Annotated in this window: 12 protein-coding genes; 9 read left to right on the top strand and 3 right to left on the bottom strand. The window is 31.9% G+C overall.

The window, feature by feature from the left end; translation table 11 throughout:
- Window positions 1-35: 35 nt before the first annotated feature.
- The gene (locus tag HM981_RS14700) at window positions 36-1,934 is read right to left on the bottom strand and encodes a DEAD/DEAH box helicase (protein WP_179339561.1); all 1,899 of its coding nucleotides are present in this window, start codon (window positions 1,932-1,934) and stop codon (window positions 36-38) included.
- 333 nt (window positions 1,935-2,267) lie between these two features.
- On the bottom strand, window positions 2,268-2,840 hold the full coding sequence (locus HM981_RS14695) for a non-canonical purine NTP diphosphatase (protein ID WP_179339560.1): 573 nt from the start codon (window positions 2,838-2,840) through the stop codon (window positions 2,268-2,270).
- Window positions 2,841-2,880: 40 nt separating this feature from the next.
- Here HM981_RS14695 and HM981_RS14690 point away from each other — a divergent pair, with 40 nt between their 5' ends.
- From HM981_RS14690 to HM981_RS14670, 5 genes are all read left to right on the top strand, one after another.
- Window positions 2,881-3,894 (top strand): DUF4421 family protein, encoded by a 1,014-nt coding sequence (locus tag HM981_RS14690; RefSeq protein ID WP_179339559.1) that lies wholly within the window; start codon window positions 2,881-2,883, stop codon window positions 3,892-3,894.
- A 158-nt stretch (window positions 3,895-4,052) separates the two neighbouring features.
- Window positions 4,053-6,212 (top strand): prolyl oligopeptidase family serine peptidase, encoded by a 2,160-nt coding sequence (locus HM981_RS14685; RefSeq protein WP_179339558.1) that lies wholly within the window; start codon window positions 4,053-4,055, stop codon window positions 6,210-6,212.
- Between the two features lie 129 nt (window positions 6,213-6,341).
- The gene (locus HM981_RS14680) at window positions 6,342-6,641 is read left to right on the top strand and encodes an HPF/RaiA family ribosome-associated protein (RefSeq protein ID WP_179339557.1); all 300 of its coding nucleotides are present in this window, start codon (window positions 6,342-6,344) and stop codon (window positions 6,639-6,641) included.
- 191 nt (window positions 6,642-6,832) lie between these two features.
- Window positions 6,833-7,864 (top strand): AraC family transcriptional regulator, encoded by a 1,032-nt coding sequence (locus tag HM981_RS14675; protein ID WP_179339556.1) that lies wholly within the window; start codon window positions 6,833-6,835, stop codon window positions 7,862-7,864.
- 21 nt (window positions 7,865-7,885) lie between these two features.
- Window positions 7,886-8,317: a BLUF domain-containing protein gene (locus HM981_RS14670; RefSeq protein WP_179339555.1), complete on the top strand. Its 432-nt coding sequence runs from the start codon at window positions 7,886-7,888 to the stop codon at window positions 8,315-8,317.
- A gap of 15 nt (window positions 8,318-8,332) precedes the next feature.
- Here the strand turns inward: HM981_RS14670 and rlmH are convergent, their stop codons facing one another.
- The gene (gene rlmH, locus HM981_RS14665) at window positions 8,333-8,806 is read right to left on the bottom strand and encodes a 23S rRNA (pseudouridine(1915)-N(3))-methyltransferase RlmH (RefSeq protein WP_179339554.1); all 474 of its coding nucleotides are present in this window, start codon (window positions 8,804-8,806) and stop codon (window positions 8,333-8,335) included.
- Window positions 8,807-8,981: 175 nt separating this feature from the next.
- Here rlmH and nadC point away from each other — a divergent pair, with 175 nt between their 5' ends.
- The 4 genes from nadC to priA all read left to right on the top strand — a co-directional run bounded on the left by nadC (window position 8,982) and on the right by priA (window position 13,930).
- Window positions 8,982-9,839: a carboxylating nicotinate-nucleotide diphosphorylase gene (nadC, locus tag HM981_RS14660; RefSeq protein ID WP_179339553.1), complete on the top strand. Its 858-nt coding sequence runs from the start codon at window positions 8,982-8,984 to the stop codon at window positions 9,837-9,839.
- A gap of 63 nt (window positions 9,840-9,902) precedes the next feature.
- Entirely contained in the window at window positions 9,903-10,871 is a 969-nt protein-coding gene (locus HM981_RS14655) for a YihY/virulence factor BrkB family protein (protein ID WP_179339552.1), read from the top strand.
- Window positions 10,872-11,051: 180 nt separating this feature from the next.
- Window positions 11,052-11,477 (top strand): DUF2147 domain-containing protein, encoded by a 426-nt coding sequence (locus HM981_RS14650; RefSeq protein ID WP_179339551.1) that lies wholly within the window; start codon window positions 11,052-11,054, stop codon window positions 11,475-11,477.
- Window positions 11,477-13,930 carry a replication restart helicase PriA gene (gene priA / locus HM981_RS14645; protein ID WP_179339665.1) on the top strand — a complete coding sequence of 818 codons (2,454 nt, stop codon included), beginning with the start codon at window positions 11,477-11,479 and terminating at the stop codon, window positions 13,928-13,930. The genes HM981_RS14650 and priA overlap by 1 nt, the downstream gene beginning before the upstream one ends.
- The last annotated feature ends 76 nt before the right edge of the window (window positions 13,931-14,006 follow it).

Raw genomic sequence — 14,006 nt, 5'->3', positions numbered from 1 at the left:
TTTTTAAAAGTTTTATATTTTACTGCAAATACAGTTTAGTCTCTACGTCTAGAACGTCTTGGTCTATCTGAACCTCCGCTAGATTCTGAAGATGAAGAACGTCTATCTCCTCTACTAGAATCGCTAGATCTTCTGTCTCCACGATCACTAGAACGAGAATCGTCTGAACGTCTTCTGTCAGTTCTGTTCCCAGAACCTCCTGAAGAGCGTCTTTCTCCTCTTGGGCTATCAGCGCGTCTGCGACCTCCACCTCCTGAAGAACGTCTTTCGTTACCACCACGGCTTCTTCCGCCACTTCGGCCACCACGATTTCTTCCGCCACCTCTATCTTCACTAACTTCAACATTTACAAAACGACCTTCGTATTTGTAATCCGTAAAGAATGCAAGTATCTTTTCTTGTAATGCTTTTTCTGTATTAAAGAAAGAAAAACTCTCTTTTACATCTACCTTAAAAACATCGTCACGTCCTAATTCTAATTGTTCTTTTAAGAAGTCTTTCATCTTCATCCAATCAAAACCATCTTTACTACCTACGTTAATGAAGAAGCGAGAATCGTTAGATTGTTTTCCATAGTCACGTCCACCATCTCTATCTGAACCTCTAGAGTCTACAACACCTAAATCTTTCGATTTTTGGTAATAGTTGAAGAAACGGTTAAATTCTGCAGAAAAGAATTTCTTGATAAGTTCTTCTTTATCAGTATCTGCAAATAATTCGTTTATACTTTCTAAATGCTTATCAATTTCGTGATTCGTTTCTGTAACATGTACTTTATTTGCTAAAGCCATTAATTGTACTTCAACAATATCACCTCCAGAAGGAATATCTTTCTTCTCAAACTGTTTTTTAATAATACGCTCAATACCTTTAATCTTTCTAACTTCACTTTTAGAAACAATGACCATTGAGATACCTGTTTTACCAGCACGACCAGTTCTACCAGATCTGTGTGTGTAAATTTCTGGTTCATCAGGTAATTGATAATGAATTACGTGTGTAATATCATCTACATCAATTCCACGAGCTGCAACATCTGTTGCTACTAACATTTGTATTTGCCTGCTTCTGAAAGATTTCATTACGATATCTCGCTGATTTTGGCTTAAATCTCCATGCAAAGCTCCAGCAGAATAACCATCTTCAATTAAAAGTTCGGCTACTTTTTGAGTGTCTCTTTTTGTACGACAGAAAATTACAGAGAAAATTTCTGGATTTGCATCTGCCAAACGTTTCATCGCTTGGTAACGATCCCTTGCGTTTACTAAATAATATTCGTGAGAAACGTTATTGGTACTTTCATTTTTGTTACCTACTGTAATTTCCGTAGGGTCTAACATGAATTTTTTTGCTATCGTTGCCACTTCTCTAGGCATCGTTGCAGAAAACAACCACGTGTTTTTGTCTTCAGGTGTATGAGAAAGAATATCTGTGATATCTTCTTTAAAACCCATGTTTAGCATCTCATCAGCTTCATCTAAAACGCTGTATTGTATTTTAGAAATGTCAACCATTCTACGGCTAATCATATCTTTCATACGTCCTGGAGTTGCTACAATAATTTGCGCTCCTCTTTTTACAGCTCTTGCTTGGTCGCTAATACTTGCACCACCATAAATGGCAACTACATTTAGTCCTTTGCAATATTTACCGTAAAGTTTTAATTCGTTGGTGATTTGTAAACAAAGTTCACGAGTTGGAGATAAGATTAAACCTTGTGTGGTTCTGCTATCCATATCTATTTTTGCTAACATTGGAAATCCAAATGCTGCAGTTTTCCCAGTACCAGTTTGTGCTAAAGCCACTAAATCTATGTCTTCTTCTAATAAAAGGGGAATTGCTTTTTGTTGGACTTCACTTGGTTTTTCAAAACCTAAATCCGTAATAGCGTGTAAAAGGTCTTCATTAAGACCGAGTTCTTGGAATGTGCTCATTCTTGAGTATATGTATTCGATTATGTTCTGTTGGTGTTACAAAAGAAGCGAATCGACATACTAAACACTTAAACTTCTAGGTAACACATCCTCACTCTGAGGAATTTACAAAATTCTATCTTGGAATTTTTGCAAGGTGCAAAGGTACGTTAATTATTTGGATAATCAATTTATATTATAAAAATACTTATTCTCATTGACTTTAGAGCTTGTTTTAGAATTTGTTTGTTACAAAAAAGAGCGTTAAAACAGGTGGTTTCTTCTAGAGTTTAAGTCGGTGTTTGCTAAAAATCGGATAATAGTTTAAATCTAATTTTTGCAGTAGTTATCGAATTATTTGTTGAGAAATGCAATTAATTGAGTAACTGCTTTTCCTCGGTGTCCAATGTTGTTTTTTTCTTCCAAAGAAATTTCAGCAAATGTTTTGTCACTTGCTTCCGCTTTAAAAATAGGATCGTAGCCAAAACCACCTTCACCGTGTCTTTCTTTCGTTATTTCGCCTTTACAAATACCAGTAAAGGTGTGAAGTTCCCCATTAATGTGTAAAGCAATTACGGTTTTAAACTGAGCGTTTCTATTGGGTTTATCTTTAAGTTCAGTTAGTAACTTATTAGTATTGTCTTCTGCATTGCGCTGAGGACCAGCATAACGAGCAGAGTAAACTCCAGGTTCTCCGTTAAGCGCATGAACCTCTAAACCTGTATCATCTGCAAAACAATCATAACCGTAATGTTTTTTAAGATATTCTGCTTTTTGTATGGCATTGCCTTCTATGGTCGCTTGTGTTTCAGGGATGTCTTCATTACAAGCAATATCTTTTAAACTTAGAAGTTTAATATGTTGTGGCATAATAGCTTGAACTTCTTTTATTTTATTTAAGTTATTTGTAGCGAAGACAAGTTGCATAGTATATTCTTAATTAATGTATTTTAGCTTTTGTAAAAATATGAATCTAATTATATATCATTTGACAAAACAGCATGTTTTTGAAAAGAGTTTAGTGTTAAAGCTTGTTTTTCTTTTAAGTTTTGGTGTGTTTACGTTATCTCTGAGTTCTCAAAACTTTGATGACATAGATTCTTTGCTTGTAGATAGAGATATTGAAAATTATTCTATTCGCATTTTAACCAATTATAAAGTCAATAAATTCAGTCTTAAAAATCACGGTTCTAGATTAAAGTTTGTGCCTAACAATAAACATGGTTTAGGGTTTGGTTTTGCTAATAAAAAACTAATATTAGACCTCGCTTTTAATCTTAAAAATCCAAATAAAGAGGAAACTAGACGATTTGATTTACAAGGAACTACGATTTTAAAAAAGAAACATTTTGTGAACGTCTATGCACAAACGTATAAAGGATTTGAGGCGAAGAATAATTTTAATGAACCTTATGTTTTTAGATCAGACTTACGTTCTATTAATATTGGTTTTAACTACTTACATACTTTAGATAACGTAGAGTTTTCTTATTCACTATTAAAAGCGGGCTTGTCTGAAAAAGAACATGAAAATGTGTTTATAACGGGAGGTTTAGGGCTGTTTGGTGGTTTTGATTATTTCTCAGCGGATTCCAGTATTCTTTCTGAAGAATCCAGTTCTTATTTTAACGAAGAAGCTAATATTAAAAGGTATCAATCTGTTGCTATTGGTGTTTTAGCCGGATTTGTCTCTTATTATAAACTTCCAGAAAACATTACGGCGACCTTAAATGTAATGCCTGGAATTGGAATAACACACAAAAAAATCACCTTAAAAGATGGAGGCTACATTCCCTCTAATCCAATGATTTATAAATTAGATTTTTTAGTGGGTTTAGCCTATAATCTTAAACAGTACTATGTGAGTTTAACCTATAGTAATGGATTGTATGCTACAGATTTTGACTACGATAATAAGTACCGCTTAAATCTTTCAAAAGCAAAGTTGGCTTTTGGTTACAAGTTTAAACATAAAAAGTAGGACTAGTTTTAATGAAATTTCTTGCGAAGCGTTTTTTTGCTGTTAATTATTTAATTACATAGTTATAGGTTTTTATGAGCAATGAGATTTAGCTGTTTTTTTTCACCATAGACTGAAAATTAAATTTATATTTAAGTTTTAAAATTTAAAAAATATAAATGAAACAGTATTTATTGTTTACGTTGCTATTAAGTGTGGTTTTCTTCGGTAATGCACAGAAAACATTTAATTATCCAGAGACTCCAAAAGACACATTTGCAGATGTTTATTTTAATGAGAAGGTGGAAGATCCTTACCAATGGATGGAAAACCCTAACGACCCAAGATTAGAGGGGTGGTTAGACTCACAGCAAAAATTCACTAATAAGCAACATAAAAAATATGTAAATATGTGGGCATTAAAATCTCAATTGTCTACAATGTATTATGCAACAAGAGCTAAGGATAAAAAAACATATCAAGAGAAAGCAGATAGTTTAAAGTCTAAATATCAGTTTAAACATGTAAGCACTTCGTCTAAACGCTCCTCTGATTTAATGTATCGCTTAAGAGGTGATAAAAACTATAAAAAATTAGTAAATCTTAAAGATTTTAGATTAGATAAAGATGATAATGTAAGTATTAGAAATAGATATGTAAATGAAGATTTTAATTTAGTTGCCATTGAATTCTCGCATAACGGAAGCGATTGGACAGAAGCCTATTTTTTTGATTTATTAACCGGAGAGCGACTTTCAGATAAGTTAGAAAACTTAAGAGGTTACGGTTTAATCTGGGATAAAAGAAATGTTATTTATAATACATTTGAAAAACCTGCAGAAGGAAGAGAATTACTAGATAAAGCAAAAGGACAAAAATTGTTTTACCATAAATTAGGAAATAAGCAGTCTGAAGATAAAATGTTATATCAAAATCCAGATGTTACAGGAACGAATTCATTCCGTTATTTTAAATTAAATGATAAGGTGTTTTTTTATCATTATTATACCGTTAGAGGAAAAACGGTTAAAGCTTTGTCAGTAGCTTATATTACACCAGAATCGTTTTATTTATCTAATTTTTTACTGTATCCAAATTCTGATTCTATTTATGTTAGTATAGAAGAATCCCAAGGTGACACCGTTTTTTTAAAGACCAATTGGGAAGCTCCAAATGGAAGAGTATTACAAGCAGATATTACACAATTAAATAAAGTATCGGAATTTATACCAGAGTATGATTCTAGATTAACAGCGGTAAATAAATTAGGCAAAGGCAAGATTGCATGTATGTACACCAATGAAGGAAAAAATTTAGCTATGATTTTTGATTTGAAAGGACAGCTTTTAAGAACAATTGATTTTCCTGAAGGTAAAGAAATAAATTACCTTTATGAGAGAGAAGATAATGCAAAACATACGATTTTTAGTGTGTCTTCATTTTTTCACCCTGACCTTTGGTATCAATTATCACTCTCAGATCTTACGTTTAAGCCAGCTCAAGTTTTAACCGTGCCTTATGATGCAGAAAGTTTAGAAACTAGATATGTAAAGTACACTTCTAAAGATGGTACAGAAGTGCCCATGTATATTACTTGTGCTAAAGACACAAAACTCGATGGCAATAATCCGACGTTAATTTATGGCTATGGAGGTTATGGAACTACAGTAAAACCTTTCTTTGATGAGTCTTCAACTCTTTGGTTATTGCATGGTGGAATTTTAGCTGTACCAAATGTAAGAGGAGGTGGAGCTAATGGTACAGAATGGAGTCTTGAAGGAAGACGACTAAAAAAGCAAAATACAATTGACGATTTTATTTCGGCTGCAGAATATCTTATTTCAGAAAACTATACAAATAGTGAAAGATTAGCTATAAATGGTGCATCGCATGGAGGTTTACTTGTTGGAGCTGCAATTACCCAAAGACCTGAATTGTTTAAAGCAGCAATAGCCGAAGCAGGAGTTTATGATATGTTGCGTTTTGAGAAGTTTACTATCGGTTCTGCAAATACTAATGTTAATGAATTTGGTACTGTAACCGATTCTTTAGATTATGCTAACCTCAAATCTTACTCACCAATCCATAATATGAAAGTGGGTACAAAGTATCCTAATGTTTTACTTATCGTAGGAGAGAATGATGATAGAGTTCCACCATTTCATTCTTATAAGTTTTTAGCAAATTTACAAGAAAAAGGAAGTGATGATTCGTTGTATGAAATTTATACGGTTAAAGGTACAGGTCATGGTGGAGCATTAAATGATCATGATTTTACTCAGGAGCTCACCCACAAGTATTCGTTTTTATTTAGTCAGCTAGATGTAAAAATTAATTAAGATTTTTTTGAACATATGATTTTAAATTTTTATAAAACTTTGGGTATTTTTTATGAGATTTATCAGTTATAAAAAAACTTAAGTTTTGTAACTTAGTCAAAAGAATTATTCATTTAAACGATATAGATTATGACGGTAAATTTTCAATATGTAAACCTTGATGCAAGTGATACGCTTTCTGCATTGACAGAAGAAAAATTAGAAAAATTAGCTACTAAATTTGAGTTTCTTATTTCAGCTCAAGTATATTTTAAACTTGATGAGAAAGATCATAATGCAGGTAAAATATGTAATATAGAATTGAGCTTGCCAGGTCCTCGAATTTTTGCAACTTCTAATGAGAAGAATTATGAAATGGCTATGACAGAAACGATTAATGATTTAACAAAACAATTAAAAAAACGAAAAGAAGTATATAAAACACATTAAACAATTACGACGTTTAATTGGAGAGGGTTTGTAGTTTTAGGTATGATGAAAATGTTCATTTCTAAAAATTGTAAACCCTCTTTTTATGGTTAGACTTCAAATTCAATTTAAATATCAGAAATAGTTTTATTTATTTTTTTATTAAATTTATTTACTATCTTAAATAGTATAAAAACAATTAATAATATGCGATGGTCAATATAGAATTTTTAGAAATTGATATGTTTGAAAATATTTCAAATCTTTCTAAAATAATCGGTACAGAAATCTACCGAGAAAAGTGTCATAATTATTTAATTATAGATAGCAAATATGGTAGTGGAATCATTGCTGCTTCTAAGATTACTGATACCATTACTAATCTATCTTTTGATGTTATGTTTAATGATGATGTAGAGCTATCTTTTTTTACAAATAAATTACATTACGTAGATTTTATCTATTGTTTAGAAGGTACTATTGCTCATAAGTTTAATTACGCGCCAGGCTATGAGCGCATAAATTTTAGACAAAATGCTATAATAAGTAGAGGTAATAATTCTAAAAGCATCATTAAATTCCCAGGAAATGTGCCATTACGAGTGAATATCATAACGTATCAGAATGTGGTGAGTTCAATAGGTGTAAATGAGTTTAAAATTAATCAATTACAAGATAGAGCCCTTGTAAAACTATCTCACACATTCTCTCAGGATAATTATAGATATTTAGGTCGAATTTGCTTTAAAACGGCTGTTTATGCTCAGCAAGCATTAAAACATATGTTAGAATCGTCTTCTGAGATTTTATTTAAAGAAGCAGCAATTCTAAATACGCTTGCGTCGCAATTAGAGCGCCATAGAGAGGATACTGAAAGTAATTATTCTGAAGCTCCAATTAGACCATCGGAGATAGACAAAATTATTGCTTTAGAGATTTTTATGAATAATAATATCTCTGAGGATTTAACTGTTGAGCGTTTGGTAGCCTTATCAGGGCTCAATGCTGCAAAGCTTCAAATGGGTTTTAAATATCTTTTTAATACTACAGTATCCTGTTATGTGAGAGAGAAAAGACTTGACAAAGCCGTTAATTTAATTAAGGAAACTGAATTTAATGTTTCTGAATTAGTGTATAGCGTTGGTTTTACAAGCAGAAGTTATTTTACTAAAATATTTAAAGAACGTTATGGCGTTTTACCTTCACAATGTATTACTAATCCTAATCTTTTAATGGCTGTTTAAGCAAATCAATAAATTTTAAATATGTATTATTCAGTTATATATCAATCCAAAGCTCAAGACAATTTTTCACCTAAGGATATTGAGTTAATGTTGATAAAAGCAAAGCGAAAAAATAAAAAACATAAAATTACAGGTTGCATTGTGTACTCAGGCAATAAATTCATTCAAATGATTCAAGGTCCAAAACAAGAGATTACAGATTTATACAAGGATATAAAAGCCGATAATAGACACTTTAGCGTAATAACACTATTAGAAAAGGCATCAAAAGAAAAAATATGGAGTGATTGGTCTATGGCAATGTTGAATTTTTCAGGCGGTTCTAAACAAGTGATGAGTAGCAGAATTTTACTTGAATCTTATTTTGAAACAGCAAATAAAGCTGAAAAAAAATCAGAAGTTTTTGAAGTATTGCGTTCAAATGTTCTCGATTTAATTAATGAAAGTAACTAATTATTCAACGTAAGTTTAGCGATGATGATAAGGTTCATTTCTAAGAATTGTAAACCCTCTATACAATTGTTCAATAAAGAATAGACGCACCATTTGATGAGAAAAGGTCATTTTAGATAATCCTAATTTACCATTAGCTCTAGTATAAACGGCATCCGAAAATCCATAAGGACCTCCAATGACAAAAATTAAGGTTTTAATCCCTGAATTCATGTGTTTTTGTAGGTAGCCAGAAAATGCGACGGAATCAAATTGTTTACCGTTTTCATCGAGAAGAACTAAAACATCAGATGTTTGAGTTTTGGCTAAAATAAGATCACCTTCTTTATCTTTTTGCTGTGCTTCAGATAAATTTTTAACCTTTTTTAAATCAGGAATAATTTCAAAATCAAACTTTATATAAAACCCAAGTCGTTTTGAATAATCTTCAATTAGTGCAATTAAGTTTTTATTGTCGGTTTTGCCTATGGCTATGAGTTTTATATTCATGGGTTTGTCACTTCTAATGATTCCAATTTTTTTTTCGGAATAGTATAGAGAAGTCTCATTTAGATGATTCTCGATACAAATTTATTCGTTTTACTGATATATTCACGCGAACTGCTGTAGATTTATTCAAATTTTCAAATATCAATTCCTATTTTTACATTAAATACATATCAAGATGATTTCAAAAGCACAATTCGATAAAGAAATAGAATTAATTATCTCAAATGCTATCAGAGAAGATGTCGGAGATGGAGACCATAGCTCATTGGCTTGTATTCCGGCTTCGGCTCAAGGTAAAGCAAAATTGTTAGTCAAAGACAAAGGAGTTATTGCTGGTGTAGAATTTGCGAAGCAAGTATTTGCTTATGTAGATGAAAACATGAAAGTTGAAACTTTAATTGAAGATGGACAAAAAGTAAAACATGGAGATATTGTTTTCTATGTTGAAGGCGCTTCACAATCCATTCTTAAAGCAGAACGTTTAGTTTTAAATGCTATGCAACGTATGAGTGCTATTGCAACTAAGACTAGAGAATTTGTAGATATATTAGAAGGTACAGGAACTAAAATTCTAGACACACGTAAAACAACTCCAGGTATTAGAGCGCTTGAAAAGTGGGCTGTAAAAATTGGAGGTGGAGAGAATCATAGATTTGCATTGTATGATATGATTATGCTAAAAGATAATCACATCGATTTTGCAGATGGAGTCTCTAAAGCAATTAATTTAACCAAACAGTATTTAAAAGATACTAATCGCGATTTAAAAATAATTGTTGAAGCAAGAAACCTTGAAGAAATTAAAGAAATTTTAGATTGTGGTGGAGTTTACCGCATTCTTATCGATAACTTTAATTACGAAGATACGCGTAAAGCTGTAAAACTAATAGGCAATCAATGCTTAACAGAATCTTCAGGAGGTATTAACGAAAATACACTTAGAAAATATGCAGAATGTGGAGTCGATTTTATTTCATCAGGCGCATTAACGCATTCGGTTTACAATAAAGATTTAAGTCTTAAAGCCGTTTAGGGTATCATATTTATTTAAAGTTATAAAGCAAGAGGTTAACAACCAGATGCTAAAAACTATACAATGTCAAAACTTATAGAAGATAAATTAAATAAGATTCCGGTTGTAAATTTACTTGTGCGCTTTTTTAAACAGATTAAATTACCTGGGTTTGAAGGTTTATCTGTCTACGATCTGTTGGAACTTTATACAATGGGTATTGTAAATGGTGCTTTAACTACAAGAGCAAGTGCAATTGCATTTAGTTTTTTTACAGCTATTTTTCCGTTTTTGTTATTTGTAATAATTGTTATCCCTTACATACCAATTGCTGGTTTTCGAGTGGATTTCTTAGATTTTTTAAATTCAATTTTACCACCTCAAACCTCAGAATTCTTTATAGATAGTATCTTTAAAGACATGAGTAGTAATAGTAGTGGTGGTTTAATATCATCCGTATTTATTCTGTCTGTTTTTTTAATGGCAAATGGCGTAAATGCCGTTTTTTCTGGCTTTGAAACGTCATATCACAAACAATTATATCGAAATATATTTAAACAATACGTGTATGCTGTTGGTGTAGCATTAATTCTCGCTTTCCTTTTATTATTAACCGTTGCTGTGTTTGGTTATTTTCAGATTTACGTGATTCAACCACTTTATGAAACCGTTACAGGTCACGATGCTTTGGAAAGTTCTTATGGGTTAGGCTGGATTATTTTTGCCAAGTATTTATTCTTTGTTTTCATGGTGTATTTAGCAACCGCCACGTTATATTATTTTGGAACTAAAGAAGGTAGAGACTCTAAATTCTTTTCGGTAGGAGCTTTGCTTACAACGTTGCTTATTATGTTAACGTCTTATTTGTTTGGTATATATATTGAAAATTTTTCAAAATATAATGAACTCTATGGTTCAATTGGTGCCTTATTAATTCTGCTATTGTATTTATGGCTAAACGCTAATATTTTACTTTTAGGTTATGAGCTAAATGCGTCGTTACAATATTTTAGAAAACATCCTAAATCTAAAAAGGAAATATTGGATTTGTAGTGCTTTGAAAATTATTAAATATAGGAGACTAATTCATTTTTATAATGGTTTAAAGTGCAACATTATACAAGTGAAGAATAATAGTATAATGTTCTCGTTTATAAAAACCATTTCCAATCGAGATGGTTTTTTAAATTAAACCCATTACATTTGAAGAACAAACACCTTAAATAACAACTTATGATTAAAAACACTTTAGCATTTATTATTCTGTTCACGGTGTTTTTTAATCTCACAGCTCAAAACGTTATTGGTAAATGGAAAACCATAGATGATAATACAGGAGATGCAAAATCTGTAGTTGAAATTTATGAAGAAGATGGTAAAGTTTTCGGTAAAATTATTGCTGTTACTAATCCTGATGTAGAACATAGAAAATGTACTAATTGCACAGGAGATAAAAAAAATCACCGCATTATTGGTTTAGTCTTTATAGAAGATATGGTTAAAAATCATAATGTTTACGAAGGAGGTACAATTTTAAACCCTGAAAATGGGAGTACTTACAGATGCCGATTAAAGCTCCAGGATAACGGAGAAACACTTCAAGTAAGAGGTTATTTGGCTTTCTTTTACAGAACACAATATTGGAAACGCGTAGAATAATGTTGCATTTTATAGACGTCATATTACCAATTCCACTTCAAAAAGCATTTACGTATCATATTACGGAAGCAGAATCCAAGTTTTTAACTATAGGAATGCGTGTTGCTGTACCATTTGGTAAGAGTAAGATTTATACAGCCTTAGTTTATAAAATTCATCAGAATCCACCAACGGCTTACGATGCTAAAACTATTCATCAGATTTTAGATGATTCTCCGGTGATAACGGAAAATCAAATTAAACATTGGGAATGGATTTCTGGCTATTACATGTGTAGTTTGGGTGAGGTGATGCGAGCAGCAATGCCAAATGCTTTTTTATTAGAAAGTGAAACTGTTATTTCTAGAAATGAAAAAGTAACCATACAAGGATCCGATTTAAAAGACGAAGAATTCTTAATTTATGAAGCCTTACAACATCAATCATCATTAAAAATTAATGATGTTGTTTCTATATTAGATAAAAAGCGGGTTTTGCCTATTATTAATAGCTTGGTAGAAAAAGGTGTGGTGAATTTGCAAGAAGAACTCTACGAAAAATACACACCTAAATTAGTGCGTTATGTAAAACTGCATAGCAATCATAAATCGCAAGAAAAGTTACAAGAATTATTAGAAGCATTAAGTCGTGCACCAAAACAACGCGAAGTGGTGTTAACGTTATTTACAATGGAAGCTTCACTAAAGCAACCCATAAAAGTTACCGATTTAACAGAACGTAGTGGAGCATCAACATCGATAGTTAAATCGTTAATCGATAAAAATATTTTAGAAGAGTATCATATTCAGGTCGATCGTGTTCAGTTTGATGGAGACGGTGATGCGGATGCTAAACGTTTAAGTGAGGCGCAGCAAAATGCCTATGAACAAATAGAAGAAAGCTTTAAAGAAAAATCAGTAGCCTTGTTACATGGCGTGACGTCTTCAGGTAAAACTGAAATCTATGTGCAGCTCATTCAAAAACAATTAGAACTTGGAAAACAGGTTTTGTATTTATTACCAGAAATAGCTTTAACAACACAGTTAGTAAATAGACTTCAAGATTATTTTGGAGAAAAAGTAGCAGTGTTTCATTCTAGATATTCAGGCAACGAAAGAGTAGAGGTGTGGCAAAATATGTTGTCTAATTCAGAGAAAGCTCAAGTTATTATTGGCGCACGTTCTTCATTATTATTGCCATTTATAAATTTAGGATTAATCATTGTCGATGAAGAACATGAGTCATCCTATAAACAATTTGATCCTGCTCCAAGATATCATGCAAGAGATGCAGCCATTGTATTGTCGCATATATTTAAAGCAAAAACACTTTTAGGATCTGCGACTCCAAGTTTAGAAAGCTATTTTAACGCCACTCAAGGTAAATATGGTTTGGTAGAATTAAATACACGTTACAACAACGTAATGATGCCAGATATTGAACTCGTAGACTTGGCAGATAAATATAAGCGTAAACGCATGAAAGGTCATTTTAGTGATCGGCTTATTCAAGAAATGACAGAGACTTTGGATGAAGGGTTTCAGATTATTTTATTTCAAAATCGTCGTGGTTATTCTCCTATTATAGAATGTACAACTTGTGGTACATCGCCACAATGTCCAAACTGTGATGTGAGTTTAACATATCATCAATATCGCGATCAATTACGCTGTCATTATTGTGGTTACAATTCATCTATGTTAAAGACGTGTCAAGGTTGTGGCAATGCTACGTTAGATACTAAAGGTTTTGGAACCGAACAAATAGAGCAAGAGGTAAAAGTGTTGTTTCCTGAAAAGAAAGTGGCACGTATGGATTTAGATACCACACGAGGAAAATACGGTTTCGAGAAAATAATAAATAGTTTTGAGCAGCGCGAAGTAGATATTTTGGTTGGTACGCAAATGTTAACTAAAGGTTTAGACTTTAGATTTGTGAAGTTAGTTGGTATTATGAATGCAGATAACTTACTTAACTTTCCAGATTTTAGAGCACATGAGCGTAGTTATCAATTAATGGCTCAGGTTTCTGGGAGAGCAGGTAGAACAGATTTGCGTGGAAAAGTATTAATCCAGACCTATAATCCTCATCATAATATATTACAGCAAGTGTCTACAAATGCCTATAAAGAAATGTATGCAGAACAAATGGACGAGCGTAATAATTTTAAATATCCTCCAATCTTCAGGCTGATTAAAATTACGTTTAAGCACAAAGATTATGATCGTGTAAATTTAGCGGCAGATTGGTATGCTAAATCATTAAAACAGGTTTTTAAATCTAATGTTTTGGGTCCAGAATTTCCGCCAGTATCACGAATTAGGAATTTATATCATAAAAATATATTGATTAAAATACCTTTCAATCAATCGTTAGGTAAAACCAAACAGGCTATTCTAAAAATTGAGAATAGTTTTAACGCGGTTAAAGATTTTAGACCAGTGCGTGTGGTAATTAATGTAGATAATTATTAAAACTAAAAAAACCCAAGCTTTTCAGCTCAGGATTCTTTATAACTTATAATGTAATACTTTAAATTTTAATGTAATG

This window comes from Winogradskyella ludwigii (genome assembly GCF_013403985.1).
Lineage (GTDB): Bacteria > Bacteroidota > Bacteroidia > Flavobacteriales > Flavobacteriaceae > Winogradskyella > Winogradskyella ludwigii.
Note: the sequence above shows the minus strand (reverse complement) of the source record. Positions and strands in the feature narration are given on the sequence as shown.

Coding starts and splice junctions, on each gene's coding strand:
- HM981_RS14700 (WP_179339561.1), bottom strand. CDS start 1,934: ATGAGCACATTCCAAGAACTCGGTCTTAATGAAGACCTTTTACACGCT.
- HM981_RS14695 (WP_179339560.1), bottom strand. CDS start 2,840: ATGCAACTTGTCTTCGCTACAAATAACTTAAATAAAATAAAAGAAGTT.
- HM981_RS14690 (WP_179339559.1), top strand. CDS start 2,881: ATGAATCTAATTATATATCATTTGACAAAACAGCATGTTTTTGAAAAG.
- HM981_RS14685 (WP_179339558.1), top strand. CDS start 4,053: ATGAAACAGTATTTATTGTTTACGTTGCTATTAAGTGTGGTTTTCTTC.
- HM981_RS14680 (WP_179339557.1), top strand. CDS start 6,342: ATGACGGTAAATTTTCAATATGTAAACCTTGATGCAAGTGATACGCTT.
- HM981_RS14675 (WP_179339556.1), top strand. CDS start 6,833: ATGGTCAATATAGAATTTTTAGAAATTGATATGTTTGAAAATATTTCA.
- HM981_RS14670 (WP_179339555.1), top strand. CDS start 7,886: ATGTATTATTCAGTTATATATCAATCCAAAGCTCAAGACAATTTTTCA.
- rlmH (WP_179339554.1), bottom strand. CDS start 8,806: ATGAATATAAAACTCATAGCCATAGGCAAAACCGACAATAAAAACTTA.
- nadC (WP_179339553.1), top strand. CDS start 8,982: ATGATTTCAAAAGCACAATTCGATAAAGAAATAGAATTAATTATCTCA.
- HM981_RS14655 (WP_179339552.1), top strand. CDS start 9,903: ATGTCAAAACTTATAGAAGATAAATTAAATAAGATTCCGGTTGTAAAT.
- HM981_RS14650 (WP_179339551.1), top strand. CDS start 11,052: ATGATTAAAAACACTTTAGCATTTATTATTCTGTTCACGGTGTTTTTT.
- priA (WP_179339665.1), top strand. CDS start 11,477: ATGTTGCATTTTATAGACGTCATATTACCAATTCCACTTCAAAAAGCA.